The sequence below is a fragment of the Billgrantia sp. Q4P2 genome (assembly GCF_052806135.1).
The window spans coordinates 50,044-74,021 of record NZ_JBRBAI010000011.1; the positions used below are offsets into that span (position 1 = coordinate 50,044).

The 23,978-nt window shown below is 64.1% G+C and carries 19 protein-coding genes; 9 read left to right on the forward strand and 10 right to left on the reverse strand.

Features of this window, described 5'->3' with window-relative positions:
* The first annotated feature begins 5 nt into the window (after nucleotides 1-5).
* Entirely contained in the window at nucleotides 6-392 is a 387-nt protein-coding gene (locus tag ACUY1T_RS17650; protein WP_010627336.1) for a CBS domain-containing protein, read from the forward strand.
* A 17-nt stretch (nucleotides 393-409) separates the two neighbouring features.
* A complete protein-coding gene (locus tag ACUY1T_RS17655) occupies nucleotides 410-697 on the forward strand; it encodes a hypothetical protein (protein ID WP_446024890.1) in 288 nt (95 codons plus the stop codon).
* Between the two features lie 52 nt (nucleotides 698-749).
* Here the strand turns inward: ACUY1T_RS17655 and pepN are convergent, their stop codons facing one another.
* From pepN to ACUY1T_RS17680, 5 genes are all read right to left on the reverse strand, one after another.
* Nucleotides 750-3,383 carry an aminopeptidase N gene (gene pepN, locus ACUY1T_RS17660; RefSeq protein WP_446024891.1) on the reverse strand — a complete coding sequence of 878 codons (2,634 nt, stop codon included), beginning with the start codon at nucleotides 3,381-3,383 and terminating at the stop codon, nucleotides 750-752.
* A 72-nt stretch (nucleotides 3,384-3,455) separates the two neighbouring features.
* Entirely contained in the window at nucleotides 3,456-3,863 is a 408-nt protein-coding gene (locus tag ACUY1T_RS17665; protein ID WP_446024892.1) for a YbaN family protein, read from the reverse strand.
* 138 nt (nucleotides 3,864-4,001) lie between these two features.
* Nucleotides 4,002-4,532, reverse strand: coding sequence for an Hsp20/alpha crystallin family protein (locus ACUY1T_RS17670; RefSeq protein WP_446024893.1), 531 nt, complete (start codon nucleotides 4,530-4,532; stop codon nucleotides 4,002-4,004).
* A gap of 177 nt (nucleotides 4,533-4,709) precedes the next feature.
* Nucleotides 4,710-5,195 (reverse strand): YajQ family cyclic di-GMP-binding protein, encoded by a 486-nt coding sequence (locus ACUY1T_RS17675; protein ID WP_446024894.1) that lies wholly within the window; start codon nucleotides 5,193-5,195, stop codon nucleotides 4,710-4,712.
* A 39-nt stretch (nucleotides 5,196-5,234) separates the two neighbouring features.
* Nucleotides 5,235-5,750: a GNAT family N-acetyltransferase gene (locus ACUY1T_RS17680; protein ID WP_446024895.1), complete on the reverse strand. Its 516-nt coding sequence runs from the start codon at nucleotides 5,748-5,750 to the stop codon at nucleotides 5,235-5,237.
* A gap of 185 nt (nucleotides 5,751-5,935) precedes the next feature.
* Here ACUY1T_RS17680 and ACUY1T_RS17685 point away from each other — a divergent pair, with 185 nt between their 5' ends.
* The 7 genes from ACUY1T_RS17685 to ACUY1T_RS17715 all read left to right on the forward strand — a co-directional run bounded on the left by ACUY1T_RS17685 (nucleotide 5,936) and on the right by ACUY1T_RS17715 (nucleotide 17,517).
* On the forward strand, nucleotides 5,936-7,441 hold the full coding sequence (locus tag ACUY1T_RS17685; protein WP_446024896.1) for a RimK family protein: 1,506 nt from the start codon (nucleotides 5,936-5,938) through the stop codon (nucleotides 7,439-7,441).
* Between the two features lie 378 nt (nucleotides 7,442-7,819).
* Entirely contained in the window at nucleotides 7,820-9,166 is a 1,347-nt protein-coding gene (locus ACUY1T_RS17690; RefSeq protein WP_446024897.1) for a UDP-glucose dehydrogenase family protein, read from the forward strand.
* 9 nt (nucleotides 9,167-9,175) lie between these two features.
* Nucleotides 9,176-11,104 carry a glycosyltransferase gene (locus ACUY1T_RS17695; protein ID WP_446024898.1) on the forward strand — a complete coding sequence of 643 codons (1,929 nt, stop codon included), beginning with the start codon at nucleotides 9,176-9,178 and terminating at the stop codon, nucleotides 11,102-11,104.
* A 19-nt stretch (nucleotides 11,105-11,123) separates the two neighbouring features.
* Entirely contained in the window at nucleotides 11,124-12,683 is a 1,560-nt protein-coding gene (locus ACUY1T_RS17700) for an HlyD family efflux transporter periplasmic adaptor subunit (protein ID WP_446024899.1), read from the forward strand.
* The gene (locus ACUY1T_RS17705) at nucleotides 12,661-13,557 is read left to right on the forward strand and encodes a polysaccharide lyase (protein ID WP_446024900.1); all 897 of its coding nucleotides are present in this window, start codon (nucleotides 12,661-12,663) and stop codon (nucleotides 13,555-13,557) included. The genes ACUY1T_RS17700 and ACUY1T_RS17705 overlap by 23 nt, the downstream gene beginning before the upstream one ends.
* A gap of 38 nt (nucleotides 13,558-13,595) precedes the next feature.
* The gene (locus ACUY1T_RS17710) at nucleotides 13,596-14,840 is read left to right on the forward strand and encodes an alginate lyase family protein (RefSeq protein WP_446024901.1); all 1,245 of its coding nucleotides are present in this window, start codon (nucleotides 13,596-13,598) and stop codon (nucleotides 14,838-14,840) included.
* Nucleotides 14,841-14,877: 37 nt separating this feature from the next.
* Nucleotides 14,878-17,517, forward strand: a complete 2,640-nt coding sequence (locus ACUY1T_RS17715) for a tetratricopeptide repeat protein (RefSeq protein WP_446024902.1) — start codon at nucleotides 14,878-14,880, stop codon at nucleotides 17,515-17,517.
* A 109-nt stretch (nucleotides 17,518-17,626) separates the two neighbouring features.
* On the opposite strand, the gene ACUY1T_RS17720 is transcribed toward ACUY1T_RS17715, so the two are convergent.
* The 5 genes from ACUY1T_RS17720 to hflX form a co-directional block, all read right to left on the reverse strand.
* Entirely contained in the window at nucleotides 17,627-18,922 is a 1,296-nt protein-coding gene (locus tag ACUY1T_RS17720; RefSeq protein WP_446024903.1) for an adenylosuccinate synthase, read from the reverse strand.
* 122 nt (nucleotides 18,923-19,044) lie between these two features.
* Nucleotides 19,045-20,220, reverse strand: coding sequence for an ATP phosphoribosyltransferase regulatory subunit (locus tag ACUY1T_RS17725; protein ID WP_446024904.1), 1,176 nt, complete (start codon nucleotides 20,218-20,220; stop codon nucleotides 19,045-19,047).
* 171 nt (nucleotides 20,221-20,391) lie between these two features.
* Nucleotides 20,392-21,276, reverse strand: coding sequence for a protease modulator HflC (gene hflC, locus ACUY1T_RS17730; RefSeq protein WP_446024905.1), 885 nt, complete (start codon nucleotides 21,274-21,276; stop codon nucleotides 20,392-20,394).
* Nucleotides 21,277-22,506, reverse strand: a complete 1,230-nt coding sequence (gene hflK, locus ACUY1T_RS17735; protein WP_446024906.1) for an FtsH protease activity modulator HflK — start codon at nucleotides 22,504-22,506, stop codon at nucleotides 21,277-21,279.
* A 150-nt stretch (nucleotides 22,507-22,656) separates the two neighbouring features.
* Nucleotides 22,657-23,973: a ribosome rescue GTPase HflX gene (hflX, locus tag ACUY1T_RS17740; RefSeq protein ID WP_446024907.1), complete on the reverse strand. Its 1,317-nt coding sequence runs from the start codon at nucleotides 23,971-23,973 to the stop codon at nucleotides 22,657-22,659.
* Between the last annotated feature and the right edge of the window lie 5 nt (nucleotides 23,974-23,978).

Consider the following 23,978-nt stretch of genomic DNA (forward strand, 5'->3'; position numbering starts at 1 on the left):
AAGACATGCTGGTCAAGGACATCATGAACCGCGACGTGGTGACGGTATCGCCCTTTGCCACCCTGCGCGATGCGCTGAGCCTGATGAAGCGCCACAACCTGAAGAGCCTGGTGGTGGAACAACAGGATCCCCACGATGCCTGGGGGCTGATCACCTACACCAATATCCTCAAGACCATCGTTGCCGAGAACGGTGACATCGACCTGATCAACGTCTACGACGTCTGCGCCAAGCCGGCCATCGGCGTCGGCGAGTCGCTGGACGTACGCCACGTCGCCAGCCTGATGACCGACAGCGTAGTCAAGCGTGTACTGGTACTGGACGACAACAAGTTGCTGGGCCTGGTCACCATGGATGATATCGTAGGCACCGTGCTCGACATGATCGAGTAAACCGACCGGACCCTGATATGCAAGATTTCTTCTCCTGGCTGGGGCAGACCCTGGGCGAGATCATCCGCTTCGTGGTCGACCTGCTGATACTCTTTTTCTACAATCTGGGGGCTTCCGCCCGCGGGTTCTTCGACGGCCTGGCGAATTCGCTGGGCATCCCCGCCACCGTGGTCAGCCTGGCGGTACTACTGCTCGGGCTGTGGCTGCTCTATCTCGCCCTGCGCGCCCTGCTGCGCCGACGAATCGTCGCCACCCTGATCTGGGCGGTGCTGGGCGTGACGGTACTGAGCTGGTTGATCTATTGAGCGCAGCCGTCCGAACAGAACACCGCCCCGATGGGCGGTGCTCTGTCATGGGTTAGGCCAAGGCTTTCTCGATTACCTCGAAGACATTGGGCGAGAGCTTCTCGGCGCGGATGCGTTCGAGCTCGCCCTTCATCAGTTCCTGGCGCGATTCGTCAAAGCGCCGCCAACGGGTCAGCGGCGTGATCAGGCGCGCGGCGATCTCCGGATTGAGCCGGTTGAGCTCGATCACCACATCGGCCAGCAGCCGGTAGCCCTCGCCATCGACGCGGTGGAAGTTGATACGGTTCTGATTGGCGAAGGTACCGATCAGCGCACGTACCTTGTTGGGGTTCTTCAACGAGAACGCCGGGTGTGCCATCAAGTGCTTGACCCGATCCAGGGCGTCCGCCTGCGGCCGGGTGACCTGGATGGCAAACCACTGGTCCATCACCAGCGTGTCGTGGGCCCACTTCTCGCCGAAGGCACGCAGCGCCGGACCCGCCAGGTCGTCGCGGCTGCTGTGGACCAGCAGCGTCAGCGCATGGCGCACGTCGGTCATGTTGTGTTCGGCCTCGAACTGCTGGCGTGACAGTTCGATGGCCTGCTCGTCCTCGATCGCCATCAGGTAGGAGAGCGCCACGTTCTTCAGACTACGCCGCGCGATCTGCTCTGGCTCCGGCGCATAGGCTTCGTCCCAACGATTCTCCTCGTAGACGCGCAGCAATTCGTCGCGCAGGGTCGCGGCCAGCGATTGCTTGACGAAGTCTCGCGCAGCGTGGATCGCCTCAACGTCCACCAGTGGCTGCTGCTCGGCGATGTAGGCCTCGCTGGGCAGCGTCAGCATTTCGGCCAGCACCGCCTTGTCGTCGCTACCGCGTTCCAACAGGGCGCGGAAGGCCTCGACCACGCGCGTGTCCATGACCTTCTCCACGCCATTGCGGTGGGCGGCAATCAGGTCGTCCAATGCCAACATCGCCAACCTCTGCCCTGCGTCCCAGCGATTGAAGCCATCGGAGTCGTTGGCCAACAAGAAGGCCAGGTCCTCGCGGCCGTAGGGGAAGCGCAGCTGCACCGGTGCCGAAAAGCCACGCAGCAGCGAAGGCACCGGCGCCTCACCGACATCGGTGAAGACGAAGGTCTGCTCTTCCTCCCGTAGGTGGATCACACCATCGCCACCGAGCGACTCGCCGTCGAGCGTCAGCGGCAGGTCGCGGCCTGTCTTGGTACCCACCAGCCCCATGCGAATGGGTATATGCAGCGGCTCCTTCTCGGGCTGCCCGGGCGTCGCAGGCGTACGCTGACGCAGGGTCAGGCGGTACTCGGCGTGGGCGTAATCATACTCGCCATGGGCATCGATCTCCGGGGTGCCGGCCTGGGAGTACCACAACATGAACTGGGAGAGATCCAGCCCTGACGCCTCGGCCATGCAGTCGACGAAGTCCTCGATGGTCACCGCCTGGCCGTCGAAGCGCTCGAAGTAGAGGTCGCTGCCGCGGCGGAAGGCCTCCCAGCCCACCAGGTTGCACAGCATGCGTACCACTTCGGCACCCTTCTCGTAGATGGTCAGGGTGTAGAAATTACCGATCTCGATGTAGTGGTCGGGACGCACCGGATGAGCGGTGGGCCCGGCATCCTCGGCGAACTGGGAGGTACGGAAGAAGGCCACGTCCTCGATGCGCTTGACCGCCGCCGAATTGACATCGGCCGAGAAGCACTGGTCGCGAAAGACGGTGAAGCCCTCCTTGAGCGAGAGCTGGAACCAATCGCGGCAGGTCACGCGGTTGCCCGACCAGTTATGGAAATACTCGTGAGCGACGATGCCCTCGACCCGCTGGAAGGCGGCATCGGTGGCGGTATGGGGGTGGGTCAGCACCGCCGCCGAGTTGAAGATGTTGAGCCCCTTGTTCTCCATGGCGCCCATATTGAAGTCATTGACCGCCACGATCATGAACAGGTCGAGATCGTACTCGCGGCCGTAGGTCTCCTCGTCCCATTTCATGGCGCGCTTGAGCGAGGCCATGGCGTGGTCGGTCTTGCCGAGGTTCTCCTCCTCGACCCAGATCTGCAGCGTGACCTCACGCCCGCTCATTGTAGTGAAGCGATCCTCCACCTTCTGCAGGTCGCCAGCCACCAGGGCGAACAGGTAGCTGGGCTTGGGGAACGGGTCGTTCCAGGTGACGAAGTGACGGCCACCGGGCAACTCGCCACGCTCCACCGGGTTACCGTTGGAGAGCAGCACCGGCAGGCTCGCCACGTCACCAATCACGGTGGTGGAGAAAGTGGCCATTATGTCCGGACGGTCCGGGTAGTAGGTGATGCGGCGGAAGCCCTCGGCCTCGCATTGCGTGCAGTACATGCCGTTGGAGAGATAAAGGCCTTCCAGCGCCGTGTTATTGCTGGGGGCGATCTCCACCTCCGTATCCAGACGAAACTGCCTGGGCGGGCGGTGCACGGTCAACCCGGTGCCGCTGAGCGTGTACTCGTCGTCGGCCAGCGACTGGCCATCGATGGCAATGCGCTTGAGGATCAAGTGCTCACCATCGAGTTCGAGAGGCGCTTCGCCCCCGCTTTGCGGGTGGCGCTCCATCTGCAGGCTCGCCTTGACCTTGGTCGCGGCGGGGTCCAGTTCGAAAGTCAGCTCGACGTGGGTCACACGGTAGGCGGGCGGCCGGTAATCGTGACGGTGGGTCGGCTTGGGTTCAGACATCGGGAAGACTCCTGTCCATGATCGATGCCCATTGTACGGTTGCCGGCTCCCCAACCTCAAAGGCGTCTGACGCTAACGCCGCACCAGGCGTGCGGCCGCCCTCGCTTCCACTCTGCCGGGCTCAGGCCGCGTGGCGATCCATAGTCCCAGTAGCGTGAGCCCCGCCACCAGCAGGAGCTTCAGCCACACCAGACTCAGGGTCAGGATGAGAACCAGGATAGAGAAAGCCAGCATGAGACCGGCAATCCACTTGGCATGGCGCGGTATGGCGCGCTCGCCCTCCCAAGCCACCACGGTCGGGCCGAAACGGGGATGCTCACGTATCCACAGGGCAAAACGCGGCGAGCCCCTCGATGCCGCCCATACGGCCAGGAGCATGAAGCAGGTCGTCGGCATCAGCGGCACGAATACGCCAATGACACCGAGGGCGAAGCTGCCCCAGGCCAAGGCTATGTAAAGGGCACGACGAAGCGAGTGCATGCATGAAGCTCCAATTCTGGCTTTCCCTGCTGCTTCCATTGAAGCCCATCTCGCCTGCTCAGGCCAATCGGCCATGCCTATGGCGCCCTTAGAGAAAAGAAAAGCCCGCCCGAAGGCGAGCTGACAGTTGCGTTACCCTTATTGGATGGGAATCTCGCGTCGGTTCGACCTTGCTTCACCGCTGCGCGGCACGTGCACTTCGAGAACGCCGTGGCTGAACGAGGCCCTGACCTCCTCGGGCCGTGCATCGGCGGGCAGATCCAGCACCCGGCGAAAGCTGCCGTAGGAACGCTCGATACGCTGGTACCTGTCTTCTTCGGTGCGGCTCTCCTGGCGCTTCTCGCCCTCGATGATCAGGCGATCGCCCTCCAAGGTGAGCTTGATGTCCTTCTCCTCTACTCCAGGCACCTCGACGCTGATCACATACTCCTCATCGCGCTCGGCGATATCGAGCTGCGGCCTCAGCAGGCTCGATACCTCGCCGAAGCGGCTCTCGAGCGCCGGCATGCCGAACTGACGCATGACGCCGTCCATCCAGCGGTCGAGCTCCTGATGCAAGCCGATAAACGGCGATAGCTCGCCCTGCCGAGGTTCCACGGGTGCCGGCGCACCAGCGTCGCCTCGCTCGCTCTTGAACCAGTTCCAGGGTGAGAACTTTTGCAGATTCATACGCCACCTCCTGTTCGTGACAAACACACGTGACGCATCGGACAGGCCTTTCGGCACTGCGCTTGCACGAATAGAATTGGTGGCAGGGAAGCGGTTTTCAAGTGGAACTCGAGGCGCCCTTGCGCTGGATCAAGATTGGCCATCGACCGCTGACGGGTCGATGGCAGGCGAGGCATGTCAGTCGCGGAAGTTATCGAACTGCAGCGCCAGATCGGGGCCACCCTCGCCGCGCAACATGGCGATGACGTCCTGCAGGTCGTCGCGCTTCTTACCGGTAACCCGTACCTTCTCGCCCTGGATCTGGGCCTGGACCTTGAGCTTGCTGTCCTTGATGCGCTTGACGATGTCCTTGGCCTCCGCCTGCTCCAGGCCCTGCTTGAGCTTGACCTCCTGACGGGCACGCACGCCGGAAAGCTCGGGCTCCTGGATGTCCATGCAACGCGCGTCGATGCTGCGAGCGATGAGGCGGTTGCGCAACACGTCGAGCATCTGCTTGAGCTGGAAGTCGACTTCCGCCTCGAGCAGCACCGTGTCGCCATTCAGCTCGAAGCTTGCCTTTACGCCCTTGAAGTCGAAGCGCCCCTGTATTTCACGGTTGGCCTGATCGACGGCATTGCTGGCTTCGTGCTTGTCGTATTCGGAAACGATATCGAAGGAAGGCATGGCTATGTCCTTGTTTGCTCAATCATGCCGGGAAGTCTATCAGCCCGGGCCAATCCCTGCGCGCCTGGGTTCCACACCCGCTGGGCCCGGTGCTTCCTCGACCGGGCTGGCAAGCGGCTTGCTCATCTGCCAGCCTGCACAGCCATCCTCGTAGTAGTCATCGAGCCAGCGCTCCAGCCGAAAGCCCATGCGCCGGTAGAGCCCCAAGGCGATGCGATTGTCCGCCCGCACCTCCAGGCCCAGCGCCTCGGCATCATGGCGTACGGCGACCCGCTCCAGCGCCTCGAGCAATCGACGACCCAGCCCGCCGCCCCTGGCCTCGGGATGGACGCAGAACGAATAGAGCCGGGCACGACGACTGCCTCGCCGGAACAACAGGGTGCCATATCCCATGAGCCGTCCCCCGTCGTCCGCGACGAGAGTCTCGGCATGAGCGCGATTCAACAGGTGCCAGAGCTGCCGGCGGCTGAACAGATCGCCGCTGAAGGCCACCTGCTCCAGGCGAAAAAGTGCGTCCAGATCCTGAGGTTGGGCCTGGCGCAGAGTAACAGTCATGGGTCTCTCCGGGGCTGCGGTAGCAACACGGATGCAGTAAAGACAGGTCGTATCGACAGGCCTTGGACCGCCGCAATCATGAAATCATTTCACCTGTCGAAGCGCTTGTCGACAGGAAGTTGCAGCGGCATGCTGGCCGCATGTCGTGGCGCTGCCGCCACGTACCAACCGAACGGATCTCGCCCATGTGCGCCTTGCGTATCGTCGTCGACCGACAGGAAGACTGGCAGCCTTACTATCCCTCCGAAGACCTGATCAGCGCCGACGACTTTCTGGCCCTGGATCGACGCCATCGCAGCGCAGCCGACCAGGACCGCAGCACCCATGTGATCAACCTGTGCGGCGAACTCGACTATCTCGGCACCGGCTACTACGTGTCTCTGCTCGCCCAGGCACGCGGTCAGCGCGTCCTGCCCAGCGTGGAGACCCTCAACGAGCTGTCGCGCAAGGCGCTGGTCGACCTGCAGCTGGATATGCTGGCACCCTTGCTCGGCGAGCTGGCACGCCACGGCCGCCTTGCCGGCGACAGCGTGACCCTGCGGGTACTGTTCGGTGAATGCCGTGACCCCGAGCTGGCCCGGCTCGCCCGCAAGCTCTTCGAGCGCCTGCCCTGCCCACTGCTCGAGGCACGCCTGGTGCGACGCCACGACCTGTGGCGCCTGGCTCGACTCAAGCCGATCCCGCTTCGCGACCTGAACAGCGACGAACAGGACCTGTTCGCCTCCGCGCTCAACCGCCACTCGCGCAAGGTGTGGCGAACGCCCAAGGCACGCCGACGCTATCGCTTCGACCTGGCAATACTGGTCGATCCCAAGGAGGCCATGCCGCCGAGCAACCGCAGCGCGCTCAAGGCCTTCATTCGCGCCGGGCGCAAGCTGGGTATCGACGTTTCGCTGATTACCCGGCGCGATGCGGGACGGCTCGCCGAGTTCGACGGGCTCTTCATCCGCGAGACCACCGCCCTGGACCATCATACCTATCGCATGGCTCGGCTCGCCGAGCACGAGGGGCTGGTGGTGATCGACTCCCCACGGGACATCCTGCGCTGTACCAACAAGGTCTACCTGCACGCGCTGCTGCGTGCCCGCGGCGTGCCTGCGCCGGAGGGAGTGCTGCTGAAGCGCCGCGACCGACGTCCACTGGCGGAGCGTATTGCCGGGCTGAGTTTCCCCCTGGTGCTCAAGATCCCCGACGGCTCCTTCTCGCGCGGCATCGTCAAGATCGGCTCGTTCGAACAGCTCGAGCACGAAACCCGGCGCCTGTTCGAGGATTCCGCCCTGCTACTGCTGCAGGAGTGGCTGCCGACCGAGTACGACTGGCGTATCGGCGTACTCGATGGCCAGGTGCTGTTCGCCAGCCGCTATTACATGGCGCGTGGGCATTGGCAGATCTACGATCACTCGGGGGCTCGGGTGAAGAGCGGTGGTTTCACTACCCACGACCCGGCCGAGGTGCCGCCCACCGTGATCAGGGCCGCCCTGAAGGCCACCCGCTTGATCGGCAATGGACTCTACGGCGTCGACCTCAAGCAGGCCGGAGAGCGCGTAGTGGTCATCGAGGTCAACGACAACCCCAATGTGGACGCCGGCATCGAGGACAGCGTCCTGGGCCGCCAGCTCTACGAGCGCATCATGGGCGTCTTTCTGACCCGCATGGAAGCCCGCGTGTCGGCCGGGTCGGCTGAGGGCTGAGGGCATCGCGAGATGTCCCAGTTTGCACTTACGGAATCAAACAAAACAATTCAATAAATTACCTCGCTCTCTTCCGTCACTGTTGCCATTAAGAGACAGCTCAACCCCTTGATCTGCAAGGCTAAGCCTGCTTAGGCCCATATGTGTCTCTTATTGGCGACAATTTGTACTATCCCTTTGAATCACTATTTTCTCCATAGCTTGCCAAATCACTGACTGGAAACAGTGTTTTCTAGTTGGCGCGGATGTTGCGTACCCGTATGGCACGCTAACTAAATGAACCCGGCCCTGCTCGCCATCGCACCCCGGTCATTACGGCACCGGCGCGATGGCGTCGATTGGATGAACAGGGCGCAATTGCAAGGAGCGACGACGATCATGAGGATAACCATCTTCGGTTCTGGCTATGTGGGACTGGTAACCGGCGCCTGCCTGGCCGACGTTGGCCATCAGATCATGTGCGTGGACGTCGACGAGGAGAAGGTAGCTCGCCTGAATGACGGTGAGGTGCCTATCTACGAGCCCGGCCTGGAGGAGCTGATTCGCAAGAACAAGGCCGCGGGACGCATCGAGTTCACCACCGACGCGGCCAAGGCCGTGGAGTTCGGCCTGCTCCAGTTCATTGCCGTGGGCACCCCGTCCGACGAAGATGGCAGCGCCGACCTCAAGTACGTGCTGAAGGTAGCGGAGACGATCGGTCAGCACATGAACGATTACAAGATCGTCGTCGACAAGTCGACGGTGCCGGTGGGCACCGCCAGCAAGGTGGAGCGGACCGTTGCCGCCGAGCTGGAAAAGCGCGGTGCGAATCTGGAGTTCGACGTCTGCTCCAATCCGGAATTTCTCAAGGAAGGTGCCGCGATCGAGGACTTCTCGCGTGGCTCACGCATCATCGTCGGCACCGATTCGGAGCGCGTCAAGCAGGCCATGATGGAGTGCTACGGGCCCTACAACCGTCAGCGCGACAAGATGATGTTCATGGGCATACGCAGCGCCGAGCTGACCAAGTACGCCGCCAACGCCATGCTGGCGACCAAGATCAGCTTCATCAACGAAGTGGCCAACCTCGCCGAGCGCCTCGGCGCCGATGTCGAGGAGGTGCGTCACGGCATTGGCTCAGACCCTCGTATCGGCTACAGCTTCATCTACCCCGGCTGCGGCTACGGCGGCTCCTGCTTCCCTAAGGACGTCAAGGCGCTGGCCCATACGGCCGAGGAGATCGGCCATCCTGCCGAAATGATCAAGGCCGTGGAGCGGGTCAACGCCCGGCAGAAGAACAAGCTGTTCGAGAAGCTCTGCCAGGCCTTCGACGGTCAACTGGCCGGCAAGACCATTGCCCTCTGGGGGCTGTCCTTCAAGCCCAACACCGACGACATGCGCGAAGCGCCCAGCCGAGCCCTGATGGAAGCCCTGTGGGATGCCGGCGCACGAGTCCAGGCCTACGATCCGGAAGCAACCGACGAGTGCCGCCGCCTCTACGGCGAGCGCGATGACCTGGTGCTGGCCGAGCGCCGTGACGACACCTTGGAGGGCGCCCACGCATTGGTCATCTGCACCGAATGGAAGGCCTTCCGCACCATCGACTTCACCGAGCTGCACGAAAAACTCGTGGAGCCGGTACTGGTCGATGGCCGCAATCTGTTCCATCCCGATACCGTCAAAGCCGCCGGGCTTGCCTACTACGCTATCGGCCGAGGCAACTCCGTGCGGCCCGTATTGGCCTGAGGAGTTCCAATGTCTGTAACTCCCCGAGACCACTCTACGGCCAGCCGGATCACGGAACTGACGACGTTCCTGTTCGGCCTGGCGCTGCTGATCGTCATCATCAGCGAGCTACCGTCGGATGTGTTCTCGCCCGAGTCGAAGAGCTTCTTCTTCGTCATCGGTGCGATTGGCGTCTGGCGGTACTCCTGGTGGGCCGTGCAGGCGGCGCGCTCGACCTGGTACAACCGCGTGGTCTTTCCGCGTATGCGAGCCGAGGCCGATGCGGTCGATGAGTCCGAGAAGCCGCCGGAACTGTTCGTGCTGTGCACCTCCTTTCGCATCGAGGCCCGGGTCAATTTCCAGGTCTACGATGCCCTGATCAGGGAGGCGCGCGAATTCGGCGTACCGACGACCATCTTCGCTTCCATCTCGGATCGTACCGACGTGGATGTCATTACCCACGTCATGGACGACCACGGCTGGCCGAAGAACGTCGAAGTGCGCTACATGTTCCAGAAGGGGGACGGCAAGCGCTCGGCCATGGCCGAAGTCCTGCGCGCGATTTCCCGGCGCCTGCCGGCGCCGGGATCGCTGCTGGTTTCGATGGATGGCGACATCCGGCTCGAACCGGGTACGCTTGCGCGCTCGCTCTCCTTCTTCCAGGCGCAGGATGACCTGGGTGCGCTGACCACCAACAACCGCGCCGAAGTGACCGGCAACGATGCCACCCGTGAGTGGTACGACCTGCGCTACGCGCAACGGCACCTGATGATGAGTTCGATGTCGGTCTCGCGGCGCCTGCTGGTGCTGACTGGGCGTTACAGCGTGTTCCGCGCCGACCTGGCGACCCAGCCGGACTTCATCGAGCTGATCGAGAGCGACCACGTCGACCACTGGCGTTTCGGCAATTTCAAGTTCCTCTCGGGCGACGACAAGTCCTCGTGGTACTGGTTGCTGAAGAACGGTTGGCGCATGCTCTACATTCCCGATGTCTTCGTCACCGGGTTCGAGGAACTGCCCGACCGACGGCGTTTCTTCGCCTCGACCACCGACCTGATGCGGCGCTGGTACGGCAACATGCTGCGCACCAGTAATCGGGCGATCGCCCTCGGGCCTCGCCCGATGGGGATGTTCACCTGGTGGAGCCTGGTGGATCAGCGCCTCTCCATGTGGACGACCCTGGTCGGGCCCACGGTGGTGACGCTGGTCTCAGTGTTCATCAGGCCCTCATTCTTCTTCGCCTATGTGCTGTGGATTCTCTTCACGCGTGGTATCGCCACTTCGATCCTGGCCTGGCAGCGAGGACGCTTCAGCCTGCTGTGGATTCCGCTGATCTACTACAACCAGGTATGGGGGGCGATGCTGAAGACCTATGTCAGCTTCCGCTTCAACCGCCAGAAATGGTCTCGCCAGGGGATCTCCGCAGGCGAGCCGAACGACCCGGTCGCGGCCAGCCGGCAGCGTCGCATGGGCCATGTGCTGCATGGCTTTGCCTATGGCCTGCTGCTGTTCATCCTGATTCTCTCCACCGGCGTGATGGTGCCGCCGGACCGGGTATCGCTGCACATCGCCCGCGACCAGACATGGGAGCGCAACCAAGACCCCGAACGGATCGACCGCTGGCTCAGCGCCGCCCTTGCCGACAAGGCCGGCGACTCGGTGCAACTGCCTTCGGGCTACTTCCGCCTCGAGGGCGACCTGATCGAAACCCTGCAGCAGAGTACGTTTCCGAGCGAGAAGCGAATCCGCGGCAACCATCACACCACCGTACTGGCGATTTCCCCCGCCGTGGCGGAACTGGTGCAAGGGCCGAATGGCGACCCCGTCCACGATGCCGTTGAGTGCAGCGTGGATGCGAACTGCCAACTGGCCTTCGACGAACATAACCTGACCCTTGTCAACGTACGACTCAGGGTCGAGCCCGCCACCCCGACCGAAGTGGCAACGGCTCACCCCTGACGCAAGGAGCGACCAACGGATGGCTGATCATTTTTCCAACGACGACCCCAAGCGGCACGAGCCTACCCTGGGAGGGACCCAATCGAGTAGGCGGCCAGATTCCTACACCGAGCCGGGGGATGCCGACCATGACAGCGTACGCCTGACCCAGGGCGATCGACTGCAACATGAGCGCCGCGACGAGCGAGGTTACATTCGCGTTGCCCTGCCGTTTCGCGTCGATCTCGCCGACGGCGGTACCGAGCTGAACGGCAATGATGTTTCACTGGGGGGCTTTTCCGCCCACAGCCGGCGCAGCTTCGAACCGGGCGAGCGGATCTCCGCCTCGCTGTTGATGATGGCCGGCGCCACCGAACTGATCGTACCGCTCAAGGCCGAGTGCCTGCGCTCCAGGCCTGCCAGCGGGGCCGACGGCTACGACGCCAGCTTCGAGATCGTCGAGATCGAGCCCCAGCATCGAGAGCTGTTGCGCCAGATCATCCGCAGTGCGCTCAGTGGCCGCTCGCCCAATGTCGAGGGCCTGATGGCGGGCGAAGACCCCCAGACGCCACGCAAGCGCCAGGCGACCAAGCCGGTGCCACCGGCACGACCCAAGAAACCCATGGGGCGTTACATTCTGCTGTTCGTCGCCATCGGTCTGTTGGTGCTGGTGGGGGCAGCCACGGCCTATCGCAACTTCATGCTGATCGAGCCGAGCTTTGCCGCCGTCACCGCACCGCGCATCGACATACGGGCGCCGGGGCCGGGTATCCTCGGCGAGCATGAGCTGACGGCCGGGGATCAGGTCGAACGCGACCAGTTGCTGACCAACGTGGTCAACAGCGAGCTGGAATCGGACCTGATCCTGGCCGAGGCGGCCCTGGACTACAACAACCGCTTGATCGAGAACCTGCAAGAGCACCTCGACGGCGGCATGCAGGAGGTCAGCCTGGCCAACTCTGCACAGCCTGCCAGCGGCGACACCATGACCTTCGAGTCCGTCTCACCGGAGATCGCCCAGGCACGTATCGAGCAGTTCGAGACGGTACGCGACTACGAGAGTTCCCGCATCGCCGCACTCGAGGCGCGCGCGGCCAGCAACGATATCTATAGCCCCTGCGACTGCCTGGTGGCGTGGGCCCTGAGCAGTGCCGACGGCGTCTACATCAACGAAAGCGAGCGGATCATGACCCTGATCCGTACCGACGAGGATGACGTATTGGTCGAGGCCCTGGTGCACATGAACGACATCAGTCGCATCGAGCCCAACCAGCAGGCCTACGTCACCCTGGCCAACGCCAACCAGCCCATTCGTGCCCGGGTCCGCAACGTTGCCCTCGACGTCGAGCGTCAGCCCCGTGCCGGCTTCCCCAGTTGGGTGCGCCAGCAGCAGAACGTAGCCAGTGTGCTGCTGGTACCCGAGGAACCGCTTCCCGCAGAAAGCGTCGGCCAGCCCGTGGACGTACGCTTTACCGAAGCACCTCTGCTGGGAGCCGCCTCGGAGCGGATCTGGCAGGGTGTGCGAACGGTCATCCAGTTCGGCGACGACATTTATCGCGCCGCCACGGAGGACAACGATGAAGGTACCGATGAAGGTTGAGTCCAGCCAAGCCGAGTCGAGCAGTAGCCGATGCCTGCCGCTGCTTGGCGCACTGATGCTGCTGCCGCTGGCCATCGCCCATGCCGACGAGGCCGAGAATGCCCTTGTCGGCATCCCCCAGGTGGAAGCCTGTTCGCAGCGCTATGTGCAGGCCGAAACGCCCCGTCCGCAGCAAGCCGTGGACGGTCATGCCGCCGTGCGACAGAACTTCCATACCACCCGCCACTGGGGCACCGAGGAGAACGTGGAACGCCTCGGTGCCGGACAGACCGGTATCGGCGAACCCGGCTTACGCGTGCACTACCCCGCCGGCACCTCCTCACCAGGTGAGGAGCCAATTGGGGGGGCCGGCTTCTACAGCGATCCACCCTCGATCAAGGGGACCGACCGAGCCTGCCTCAGCTACATGGTTCGCTTTCCGGCGGACTTCGATTTCGTGCGCGGCGGCAAGCTCCCGGGTCTCTATGGTGGCGAAGCCCCTTCAGGAGGCGAGGACGTCGATGGCACCACGGGCTTCTCGTTGCGCCTGATGTGGCGCGAAGAGGGAGAGGGTGAGCTCTATCCCTACGTCGTCGGCTTCGAGGGCGATTCGGTAGGCCGCGGCTTCTGGCACTTTCCCGTGGGTCGCTGGGTCACCATCGAGCAGGAAGTCGTGCTCAACGATCCCGGCCAGGAAAACGGCATCACCAGGCTCTGGATCGATGGCCGGCCGGTACTGGAGCAGCAGAACGTCGTCTTCCGTACCACGCCGACGGTCACCATCGACGGGCTGATGTTTTCCACTTTCTTTGGCGGTACCGGCGAAGGTTGGCGTACCCCGCGTGACCAGTACGTGGACTTTGCCGCCTTTCGCTTCTTCACACCGCAACCTTGACCGCCCCGCATTCGAGCGCCAATGGAGCGACGCCGATCATGTCCCTTGCCGTAGCAAAAGGATTTTCCGCAAGACTGCTGTGCACGCTCTCCCTCGCCCTGCTGGCAATGGGAAGCATTGCCGCAGCGGCCGACACACTCTCGCGAGAGGAGCGCATGGAACTCGACCTCTCGGAATACCGGGTCAACGATACCGATGCCGGCTACTTCGATGTCGACGCGCGCATGGCCCTGTTGGACGAGACCAACAACTCGATCCTGTTGCAACTGAAGGACGAACTCGCAACGGGCCCCAGCTGCCGTCAGAAGCTCAATTTCAAGCCCATCACCACACGCGGGGGAATACCGGGCTTCTACCCCAACCCCGAGGAGTGGGAACTGGCCACCGAACCGCTATTCGCCTTCGAGGATAGCGTATCGGTACTGGCCGGTGCCTTCGTTGCCACTGGCGACACCTTCCATGCCGACTGCCTGGTGCGCTTCCTGCACGGCTGGGCCGAGGCCAAGGCCCTGACCACCTTCGTCTTCGACCCGAACGACCCTCAGGCCTGGTTCGCCGCAGAGTCGATGCTGTTCGCCGCCGCCATGGCCTACTCCATCGTGCGCCCCTATGTGGATGGCTTCGAGGAAGAGCGCGCCGAGATCGAACAGTGGCTGCATGGTCTAGCCCTGCAGCACTCGGCGTTTCCCGGCGAGCCGGAGGAGAGCTGCTGCAACAACCATTTCTATCGGCGTGCCCTCTACGCCAGCATGATCGGCGTACTGGTGGAGGACGACGAGCTGTTCCGCTTCGGTGTCAGTGCCATCTATTCGGCCTTGCACGACATGACCGAGAATGGTGCCCTGCCCCTCGAGGTGAGTCGCGGCCGGCGTGCGACCCACTACCAGAACTATGCGCTGAACTACCTGATCACCAACATGCAGATCATCCAGCGTCAGGGCTACGACATCTTCGATCTGGAATACGAAGGCAAGGATATCCACGATGCCATCGATTTCCTGTTCCAGATCCTGGACAACCCGGCAGGACTTGGCGATTACGCGCCGCTGGAACAGTTCACGGGGTTTCTGCGGGATCCCCAGTACTTCACCTGGATGGACATCTATCTCTCTCACTTCGATCATCCGCAGATGGCCAATTTCATCACCCGGGTGCGCCCTACTTACAACCGCAGCGCCGGAGGTTTCATCACGCTCTACTTCATGGACCCCGACGCCCAGCAGCACATCTACATGGACGAGGAACAGCGACGCACCGAAGCCTTCCGCGGTCTGAGCAACTGAGGAATCGATCACAACCACACACCACAGAGGGGAACACATGGAACGCACAACGAACTGGACTCGGCTCGTCCCCTCGCTGCGGCTGACCGCAGCGGTCACCCTGTCGGCATGGCTCGCCGGCTGCGCGATCACCGCCGATGAGCCACCGGGCGGCGAGCACGCGCACGGGATTCCCGAGCAGTACGCCGCCTGGTTTGCCGGCGGCCTCGAGGCCGACATCGACTCGTCGGACTGGAGCCGCATCAATCGCGCGCAGGATTTCATCGATGAGGGACGCTACGACGAAGCCATCGACTACCTGGAGCCTCTGCTCGCGCGCGACTTACCACCGGCCTACTACGAGATGGCCAAGCTCTACGACCAGGGGCTGGGCGTCGAGGAGAACCCCGCCGAAGCGGCTCGCCTCTATGGCCTGGCCATCGAGAAGCCCTCCTCCGTGCGCGGCCATGCTTCATTGAACCTTGCTCGCCTCTACCTCGAAGGCAGAGGCGTCGAGCGCAACGACGTGCTGGCCTACTACCTGCTCTGGCAAGCCAGGGAGGCCGATCTCGACCGCACCGCCGAAGTCCTTCTAGCCGACCTACTCGCCGAAGGAGGCGAAGGCGTCGAGACCGACCCGGAGCTGGCCCGCCAGCTCTATGAACAAGCCGCCGCGCAAGGCCAGCAGCAGGCCTTGCAAGCCCTGGCCGAGGCCTACGCGCCCGGCGGCTGGCTGGAAGAGGATCCGGCGCAGGCCATGGACTACGCCCAGCGTTACGCCGAGGTACTACAGGCCAGCGCTCAACAGGGCGACGTCGACGCCATGCTGCAGCTGGCCTCGCTCTACTCCGATGACGGTCTTCTCGGCGACCAGCCCGACCAGCGCATTCACTGGCTGCAGCAAGCGGCCCAAGCCGGCGATCTCGATGCCCTGGCCCGCGCCGGACGCGACATGGCCGAGGCCGGTAACCAACGGCAAGGCATCGACCTGCTGGAAGATGCCGCCCGCCAGGGCCACGTCGACGCCATGACCTACCTTGGCCAGGCGCTACTCGAACCCGAGACCGGGCGACCCGAGCCGGTGCGCGCCGAGCGCTGGCTGCGTGAGGCGATCGAGGCCGGATCGGTCGATGCCCAGGTGATTCTCGGCCGGGCGCTGGTCGAAGGCCAGGGAGGCCTCAACGACCTCCCTCGCGGCATGGGCCTGCTGGAACAAGCGGCGGAACGGAACCACCCACTGGCACTGGCCCAACTGGGCTCACTCTATCTCGATGACGAGCGGGTCGCCGGCCAACCTTACATCGCTGTCGATTATCTTGAGCGCGGCCATGAACTCGGCCACCCGTGGGCGACCCAGCAGTTGGGGGCGGCCTACCTCGAGGGGCGCGGCGTGCCGGAGGATCCCTTACGCGGTGAGGAGCTGCTGCGCGAGGCCGCCGAACGCGGACAGTCGGGAGCGATGCGGCTGCTGGGCGAAGCCTACCTGAATGAAGAACGCCTCGCCTTCGAGCCCAGCCGCGGCGAGGAGCTGCTGCGCCAGGCCGCCGAGGCCGGCGACACCACCGCCATGACCCAGCTCGGCGAGGCCTACCTGGAGGGGCCACTGAGAGAAGATCCCTCCCTGGGCATTCAACTTCTGAACCAGGCCGCCAGCCAGGGCGATGCCTATGCCATGGTGGTCCTGGGCCGTGCCTATCGCAACGGCACCGGCGTGGAGCGCGACCTGGGCGAAGCCAACCGCTGGCTGACGCTGGCCCAGGAGGCGGGCCATGAAGCCGCCGATGATGCGCTCACCTACGTGCAGCGCGATCTGGGCGCCCGGGGCAATATCGAGGCACTCGTCGCCGCAGCGGAGAATGGCCATCCCGGCGCCATGGCCGACCTTGGCCGCGCCTACCTCGACGGCGAAGGCGTCCAGCGCGACCAGGACCAAGCAGAGTATTGGCTGGGACAGGCTCACCAGGCGGGCCACGCCGGCGCTGCGGCAAGCCTTGGTCGGATGTACATGGACCGGGGCGACAGCGAGCGTGGCATCGACTACCTGGAAGCTGCCGTGTCACGGGGCCACGACGGTGCGCGCACCGATCTGGGCGAAGCCTACCTGACCGGCAGTCACGTCGCACAGGATGTGGACCGCGGCCTGGAGCTGTTGACTGCCGCTGCCGAGTCTGGCTCACCGCATGCTGCCTTCATGCTGGGCGAGGCGTACCAGCACGGCGATGGCGTGGAACAGGACGCCGAGCAAGCCGAACGCTGGTACCGTCAGGCCAGCGATGCTGGCGTCACCTATGCACGCGCAGCGTTGGGACTCGCCCTGATACGCGGAGAGGGAGCGATCGCCCAGGATGTCGAGCAAGGCCACGAACTGCTGCTCGACGCCGCCGAACAGGGCCACCCCGGTGCCCAGGCTTCCCTCGGTCGCGAATACCTGCGCGGCGACAATATCGAAGCCGACCCAGAGCGCGGCGCCAACTACCTCTATGAGGCGGCCAGCCAAGGGCACCGCAGCGCGCGCCTCGCCCTGGCCCAGGCCTACCTCTCGGCTCGTGGTCTGGAGCAGGCCAACCAGCAGCAGGCACTACTGTGGCTCGACGACGTCTTCGAGAGCGAAGGGCAGCTCGCCATCGAGACTCTGCGCCAGTTGCTTACCGATGAAGCGGCCATCGCCGCCGCCAGCGAAGTAGACGTCGAGGACTGAGCGCCCCTAGGGCAGTCGAGGATGTGTCACGTCCCGGCACGACAAGGCCGGCACCAGGTGCCGGCCTTGTACGCTTCATGTCGTGCCTTTCTTGTCGCACCAGGACGGATCAATCATCAAACGGATTGCGCAGCACGATGGTTTCGTTGCGGTCCGGACCGGTGGAGACGATATCGATCGAGGTGCCCACCTTCTCCTCTAGGTAACTGATATAGGAGCGGGCGTTGGCCGGCAGGTCCTCGATGCGCTTGGCGCCCAGGGTCGACTCGCTCCAGCCCGGCAGATCCTCGTAGAGCGGCTCGACCGCCTCGTAGCCCTCGGAGTCGACCGGGTTGTCGAGCACCTCGCCATCCTTGCTACGGTAGCCCACGCAGACCCGAATGTTCTCCAGCCCGTCGAGCACGTCGAGCTTGGTCAGGCAGATGCCCGAGACCGAGTTGATCTGCACCGCATGGCGCAGGGCCACGGCATCGAACCAACCACAGCGGCGCGGGCGCCCGGTGGTGGCACCGAACTCATGGCCGCGCTCGGCCAGGTGGCGGCCATGCTCGTCGAACAGCTCGGTGGGGAACGGTCCGGAGCCGACTCGGGTGGTATAGGCCTTGGTGATGCCGAGCACGTAGTCGAGGTAGAGCGGCCCAACGCCGGAACCGGTGGCGGTGCCCCCGGCAGTGGTGTTGGAGCTGGTGACGAACGGATAGGTGCCGTGGTCGATATCCAGCAGCGAGCCCTGGGCCCCCTCGAAGAGAATGTTCTCTCCGGCGCGGCGCAGCTCATGAACCAGACTCACCGTATCGCACACCATCGGGCGCAGTTCCTCGGCCATTTCCATGGCTTCGTCGAGAACCTGCTGGAAGTCCACTGCCTTCTCGCCATGGTAATTGACCAGCACGAAGTTGTGGTAGTCGAGCACCTCGCCCAGCTTGGAGGCGAAGCGCTCACGATGGAGCATGTCGCCCAGTCGCAGGCCGCGGCGCGCCACCTTGTCCTCGTAGGCGGGACCGATGCCGCGCCCGGTGGTACCGATCTTGGCCACGCCGCGGGCCTTTTCACGCGCCAGGTCCAGGCGCACGTGATACGGCAGGATCAGCGGGCAGGCCGGAGAGAGTCGCAGCCGCTCACGCACCGGTACGCCCTTGCCCTCGAGCTCGCGGATCTCCTTGATCAACGCTTCTGGCGACAACACCACGCCGTTGCCGATGACGCAGGTCTTGCCCTGGCGCAGGATGCCGGAGGGGATCAGGTGCAGCACGGTCTTCTCGCCGTCGATCACCAGCGTGTGCCCGGCATTGTGCCCGCCTTGGAAGCGTACTACCGCCGCGGCGGATTCGGTCAGCAGGTCGACCACCTTGCCCTTGCCTTCGTCTCCCCACTGGGTGCCCAGTACGACTACGTTCTTGCCCATTGTGTCTCGTCTCTCGTGTCAGCGCTGCGTATGCGCGCGTCGATCATCCGGCCCACGGGCCGCGCTCGTCTTCCGGCCCGTTGCCGGTATCGTTCATGTCAGGCGTCAGCGCGTACCAACGCCTAGAGTGCTTCCGTCTGCCAGCGGCCATCGACCTGAACCAGTCGCAGGCTGCAGCGGTGCGCCTCGGGCGGCGTCGTCTGCCCCGGCAGCGCCTGCACCACCCGGTGCCCGCCGTCGCGCAGTGTCGCTATCGCTTCTGCGACGCCCTCTCCCGCCGCCGGCGCCCAGATACCGTCGCAGGCGGGCTCGCTCTGCACCAGCGTTGCGAGTAGCTTCAGGTCCATCGAGAACCCGGTAGCGGGACGCGCACGCCCGAAGGCACGCCCCGTATCATCGTAACGTCCGCCCTTGGCCAGCGCCTGGCCGTAACCCGGCACGAAGGCAGCGAACATCATCCCGGTGTGGTACTGGTAGCCACGCAGCTCGGCCAGATCGAAATAGAGCTCCACTTCGGGATGCTCGTCTGCCACGCCCTGGTGCAGCGCCCTGAGCTGCGCCAAGGCCTCGCCGACGGCAGCCGGGGCACCGGCGAAGATATCCCGAGCACTGTCAAGCACTTCAGGGCCACCGTGCAGGCTCCCCAGCGCGCGGAACATCTCCGCCAGGGCTGGATCGGGCACGCTCGCCTCGACCTGCTCGGCCAGTGCTCCCGGCGACTTGAGCTCCAACGCCTCAAACAGTGAACGCTCCTGATCGGGCTCCAATGCGGCCGCCTGTACCAGGCTACGATAGATGCCGATGTGGCCCAACGCCAAGTGCAGCTCACCGGCGCCTGCAGCCTTGAGGCTCAACAGCGCCAGACGCAGGATCTCGAGATCCGCTTCGAGGCCGGCATGGCCGAACAGTTCGACGCCGACCTGGACCGGGCTACGCCCCCCCTGGAGCTGGTCGGCCTTGGCTCGCAGCACGTTGGTGCAATAACACAGCCTGGCCGGGCCCTGGTGACGCATGGAGTGAGCGTCCATGCGCGCCACCTGCGGGGTGACGTCAGCGCTCACCCCCATCAGGCGACCGGTGAGCTGGTCGGTCAGCTTGAAGGTCTGTAGGTCCAGGTCGGTGCCGGTACCGGTCAACAGGGAATCGAGGAATTCCACCGGTGGCGGCATCACCTGGTCGTATCCCCAGCGGTAGTAAAGGTCGAGCAGCGTGCGACGCAGCTCTTCCATGCGGCTCGCCTGGGGCGGCAGCACTTCATCCATGCCGTCGGGCAACAGCCAGCGGTCAGCAATGGTCATGTCGTCAATCCTGCAAGGCGATTTGGGCGGGCAAAAAAGACTCGATGGTAAAAATGGCCCACAAAAAAACCGGGCCACGCCCGGTTCATGGATTCTATCACGTTTGGCGGCAGGTTGAACCCCACCGGCCCAAGACCGGGAGGCCGGCCGGGGCCGGCCGACCTTCCGGGCTCACTCCTCGTTCTGGACACCGGGGCTGCGCAGGTAGCGGAAGAAATCGCTGGTCGGGTCGAGTACCAGCATGTCCCGCTCGCCGTCGAAGCTCTGGCGATAGGCGTTGAGGCTGCGCCAGAAGGAGAAGAACTCTGCATTCTGACCGTAAGCCTCGGAGAAGATCGCTGCCGCTTCGGCATCCCCTTCACCGCGCAGGGTCTCGGCCCGCTCGGTGGCCTGGGCCAGCAGCACCTGACGCCGACGGTCGGCGTTGGCCCGGATGCGTTCTGCTTCTTCCTGCCCTTGGGCGCGCCACTCGCGGGCCTCGCGCTCACGCTCGGAGCGCATACGGTCATAAACCGCGGCCGACACGTCGTCGGGCAAGTCGATGCGCTTCACCCGGATATCGAGAATCGATACGCCGAGTTCCTCGCGCATCAGCGAGTCGAGCTCCTGGGTCGGCCGGATCATCAGGTCGTCGCGGCGCTCGGCAATGATCTGCTGCAGATCCAGACGGCCGAACTCGTTACGCAGGCTCTCGTCGACCCGCGGCTGGATCAGACGGATCGCCATCATCTCATCGCCCGCCGTCGCCTCGTAGTAGCGGGTGGGATTGACCACCTGCCACTTGACGAAGGAGTCGACGATCACCGCCTTCTGCTCGAGGGTCAGGTAGCGGCTGGTATCGGTATCCAGCGTCAGCACCCGAGTATCGAACTTGCGAACCGTCTGAGTGATCGGCACCTTGAAGTGCAGGCCGGGCTGAATGTTCTCTTCGATGACCTCACCGAAGCGCAGTTTGACGGCGCGTTCGGTTTCGTCAACCACGTAGAGGCTGTTGCTGGCGAGCCAGGCAACGGCAGCGAGGCCACCCACGATGATCAAGGAACGGTTGTTCACCATTTAGCGGCCCTCCCTGCGGATACCACCGGTATTGCCACCCTGCGCCGAGCTCGTCGTACGCAGGCGTTCGAGCACACGCGGGTCGAGTTCGCCGCTTTCGCCACGCGCCGCGTCGCCGTCGTTGCCTTCACCGCCACCGCTGCCACCGGGGCGCTGGTCGAGCGGCAGGTACATCAGCGGTGCGTCGTCGCGCACGTCGACCAGAACCTTCGGCGTGCGGGCGAAGACATCCGCCATGGCGTCGAGGTAGAGGCGCTCACGCATGATCTCAGGCGCATTCGTGTATTGAACCAGCAGTGCGTTGAACCGGTTGGCCTGACCCTGGGCCTCGGCCACCACCGACTCGCGATAACCCTGGCCCTGCTCGACCAGGCGCTGCGCCTGACCCTGGGCGGCCGGGATGATGGCGTTGGCGTAGGCCATGCCTTCGTTGATGGTCCGCTGGCGATCCTCGCGGGCCCGGATCACGTCGTCGAAGGCGTCGATGACCGGCGCAGGCGCCGAGGTCGACTCGATGTTGATGGTCTGCAGACGAATACCGGTGCCGTAGCTGTCCAGGTAGGTCTGCAGGCGGCTCGCCACGGAGCTGCCGAGGATCTCACGGCCTGAGGTGAGGATCTCGATCATGTCCGTGCCACCGACTACGTGACGCAGGGCGCTATCCAGCGCGTTCTCGATGGACAGCTGGGGGTTGCGCACGTTGAGGACGAAGTCGCGCGGGTCGTTGACCTGATATTGGGCCGATATCTCGACCTCGACGATGTTCTCGTCGCGGGTCAGCATCGACTGTGTCTGGGTCAGCGAACGTACGCGGGTCACGTTGACCATGCGCACATCGTCGATCAGCGGCGGATTCCAGTGCAGGCCGGGGCCCACCACGGTCTGGAATTCGCCGAAGCGCAGCACCACGCCACGCTCGGCCTGGTCGACCAGGTAGAAGCCCATCGCCCCCCAGATACCCAGGGCGATGACCAGTAGCAGACCCGGCAGCGCAAAGGTATTACGCGGACGCCCTCCCCCCTTGCCGCCACGACCGCCACCACCCTTGCCTCCGCGGCCGCCAAGCATGTTGTTGAGCTTGTCCTGAAACTTCTTCAGGGCCTCGTCAAGGTCGGGTGGTCCCTGGTTGCCCCCACGATTGCCTCCGCCGCCGCCGTTTCCACCGCCGCGCCGGCCCCCGCCGCTCCAGGGGTCATGCTGGTTGCCGCCACCCGGCTCATTCCAAGCCATACGTCGTCTCCACTCTGCGTTACCCCCCTGCCGGCGTCTCGATCGGCCCGCATGGGGAGGTCGGTTGCTATCCTGTAGGGGCGCCCAAGGGCGCCTGATGCCGTCGTTTCTAGGGGAAGCCAATCCAGTCGGCCAGGACAACCGCAGTTGTCACGCATCCCATACCGGCCTTTCATGCAGCTCGGACGGCAGGTAATCCTCCGCCCGTTCTCCCAACCGGGCCATCAACTGCAGGAAGTCGCGGCGAGGCAGGCGTACATCGAGCCGCACCTTCCCGCCCTCTTCATAATGTTCTTCTCGCACGGCTCCCAGCTCGTGCAGGCCCGCCCGCAGGCGGCCCTGCTGCGGCGAAAGATGCATGCTGAAGTCGATCACGTCATCCGCCAGGCACTCCGAGAGGGCCTGCCCGAGCAGCTCGAGCCCACGCCCGTCACGTGCCGACAGCCAGACCACTTCGGGCCGACCTTGTCCGTCGCGCTCTATCCGCGGAGCACTGTCGAGCAGATCGATCTTGTTCATGACCTTGAGCATCGGCACGTCGAGCGCACCGATCTCATCGAGCACGCCTTCGACCTGAGCCACGTTGAGTTCGCGGTCGGGATCGGCGGCATCGATCACATGCACCAGTAGCGACGCCTCTGCCGCTTCCTGGAGGGTGGCCTGGAAGGCCTCCACCAGCTTGTGCGGAAGATGACGGATGAAGCCCACGGTATCCGCCAACACCACCGGACCGACGTCATTGACTTCCAGCCGTCTCAGGGTCGGATCGAGCGTAGCGAACAACTGATCGGCCGCATAGACCTTCGCCGAGGTCAATGCATTGAACAGCGTCGACTTGCCGGCATTGGTATAGCCAACCAGCGATACGCTCGGAATCTCCGCCCTGGCGCGTGCACGTCGGTTCTGGCTGCGCTGGCTGCGCACCTTGTCGAGCCGCTTGTGGATCGCCTTGATGCGCGCTCGCAGCAGTCGTCGGTCGGTCTCGAGCTGCGTCTCGCCAGGGCCGCGCAGGCCGATACCGCCCTTCTGGCGTTCCAGGTGGGTCCAGCCACGTACCAGGCGGGTGGACATGTACTCCAGTTGGGCCAGCTCGACCTGCAGCTTGCCTTCGTGGGTACGCGCCCGCTGGGCGAAGATATCGAGTATCAGCCCCGTGCGATCCAGCACCCGGCACTTGAGTTCCCGCTCCAGATTGCGTTCCTGGGAAGGGCTCAAGCCATGGTTGAAGATGACGAGTTCGGCGCCATGCACGTTCAGCGCCTCGCGCAGCTCCTCGAGCTTGCCGCTGCCGATGAAAGTACGCGAATCGGGCCGATGCCGGCTGCCGCTGAGCAGCATGGCCGGCTCGGCACCGGCGGAACGGACCAGTTCCATGAACTCGCCCGGATCCTCGCGTTCCCGCTCGTCCTGGAAGTCGACATGAACCAGTACTGCCGTTTCGCCGGCATCGGGTCGTTCAAAAAACAATCAAT

Excerpts from the sequence above, each read along its gene's own strand:
- ACUY1T_RS17695 (WP_446024898.1), top strand. The coding sequence starts at position 9,176 with ATGTCTGTAACTCCCCGAGACCACTCTACGGCCAGCCGGATCACGGAA.
- ACUY1T_RS17650 (WP_010627336.1), top strand. The coding sequence starts at position 6 with ATGCTGGTCAAGGACATCATGAACCGCGACGTGGTGACGGTATCGCCC.
- ACUY1T_RS17685 (WP_446024896.1), top strand. The coding sequence starts at position 5,936 with ATGTGCGCCTTGCGTATCGTCGTCGACCGACAGGAAGACTGGCAGCCT.
- ACUY1T_RS17675 (WP_446024894.1), bottom strand. The coding sequence starts at position 5,195 with ATGCCTTCCTTCGATATCGTTTCCGAATACGACAAGCACGAAGCCAGC.
- ACUY1T_RS17710 (WP_446024901.1), top strand. The coding sequence starts at position 13,596 with ATGTCCCTTGCCGTAGCAAAAGGATTTTCCGCAAGACTGCTGTGCACG.
- ACUY1T_RS17670 (WP_446024893.1), bottom strand. The coding sequence starts at position 4,532 with ATGAATCTGCAAAAGTTCTCACCCTGGAACTGGTTCAAGAGCGAGCGA.
- ACUY1T_RS17720 (WP_446024903.1), bottom strand. The coding sequence starts at position 18,922 with ATGGGCAAGAACGTAGTCGTACTGGGCACCCAGTGGGGAGACGAAGGC.
- ACUY1T_RS17725 (WP_446024904.1), bottom strand. The coding sequence starts at position 20,220 with ATGACCATTGCTGACCGCTGGCTGTTGCCCGACGGCATGGATGAAGTG.
- pepN (WP_446024891.1), bottom strand. The coding sequence starts at position 3,383 with ATGTCTGAACCCAAGCCGACCCACCGTCACGATTACCGGCCGCCCGCC.
- ACUY1T_RS17680 (WP_446024895.1), bottom strand. The coding sequence starts at position 5,750 with ATGACTGTTACTCTGCGCCAGGCCCAACCTCAGGATCTGGACGCACTT.
- ACUY1T_RS17700 (WP_446024899.1), top strand. The coding sequence starts at position 11,124 with ATGGCTGATCATTTTTCCAACGACGACCCCAAGCGGCACGAGCCTACC.
- ACUY1T_RS17690 (WP_446024897.1), top strand. The coding sequence starts at position 7,820 with ATGAGGATAACCATCTTCGGTTCTGGCTATGTGGGACTGGTAACCGGC.
- ACUY1T_RS17665 (WP_446024892.1), bottom strand. The coding sequence starts at position 3,863 with ATGCACTCGCTTCGTCGTGCCCTTTACATAGCCTTGGCCTGGGGCAGC.
- hflC (WP_446024905.1), bottom strand. The coding sequence starts at position 21,276 with ATGGTGAACAACCGTTCCTTGATCATCGTGGGTGGCCTCGCTGCCGTT.
- ACUY1T_RS17655 (WP_446024890.1), top strand. The coding sequence starts at position 410 with ATGCAAGATTTCTTCTCCTGGCTGGGGCAGACCCTGGGCGAGATCATC.
- ACUY1T_RS17715 (WP_446024902.1), top strand. The coding sequence starts at position 14,878 with ATGGAACGCACAACGAACTGGACTCGGCTCGTCCCCTCGCTGCGGCTG.
- hflK (WP_446024906.1), bottom strand. The coding sequence starts at position 22,506 with ATGGCTTGGAATGAGCCGGGTGGCGGCAACCAGCATGACCCCTGGAGC.
- ACUY1T_RS17705 (WP_446024900.1), top strand. The coding sequence starts at position 12,661 with ATGAAGGTACCGATGAAGGTTGAGTCCAGCCAAGCCGAGTCGAGCAGT.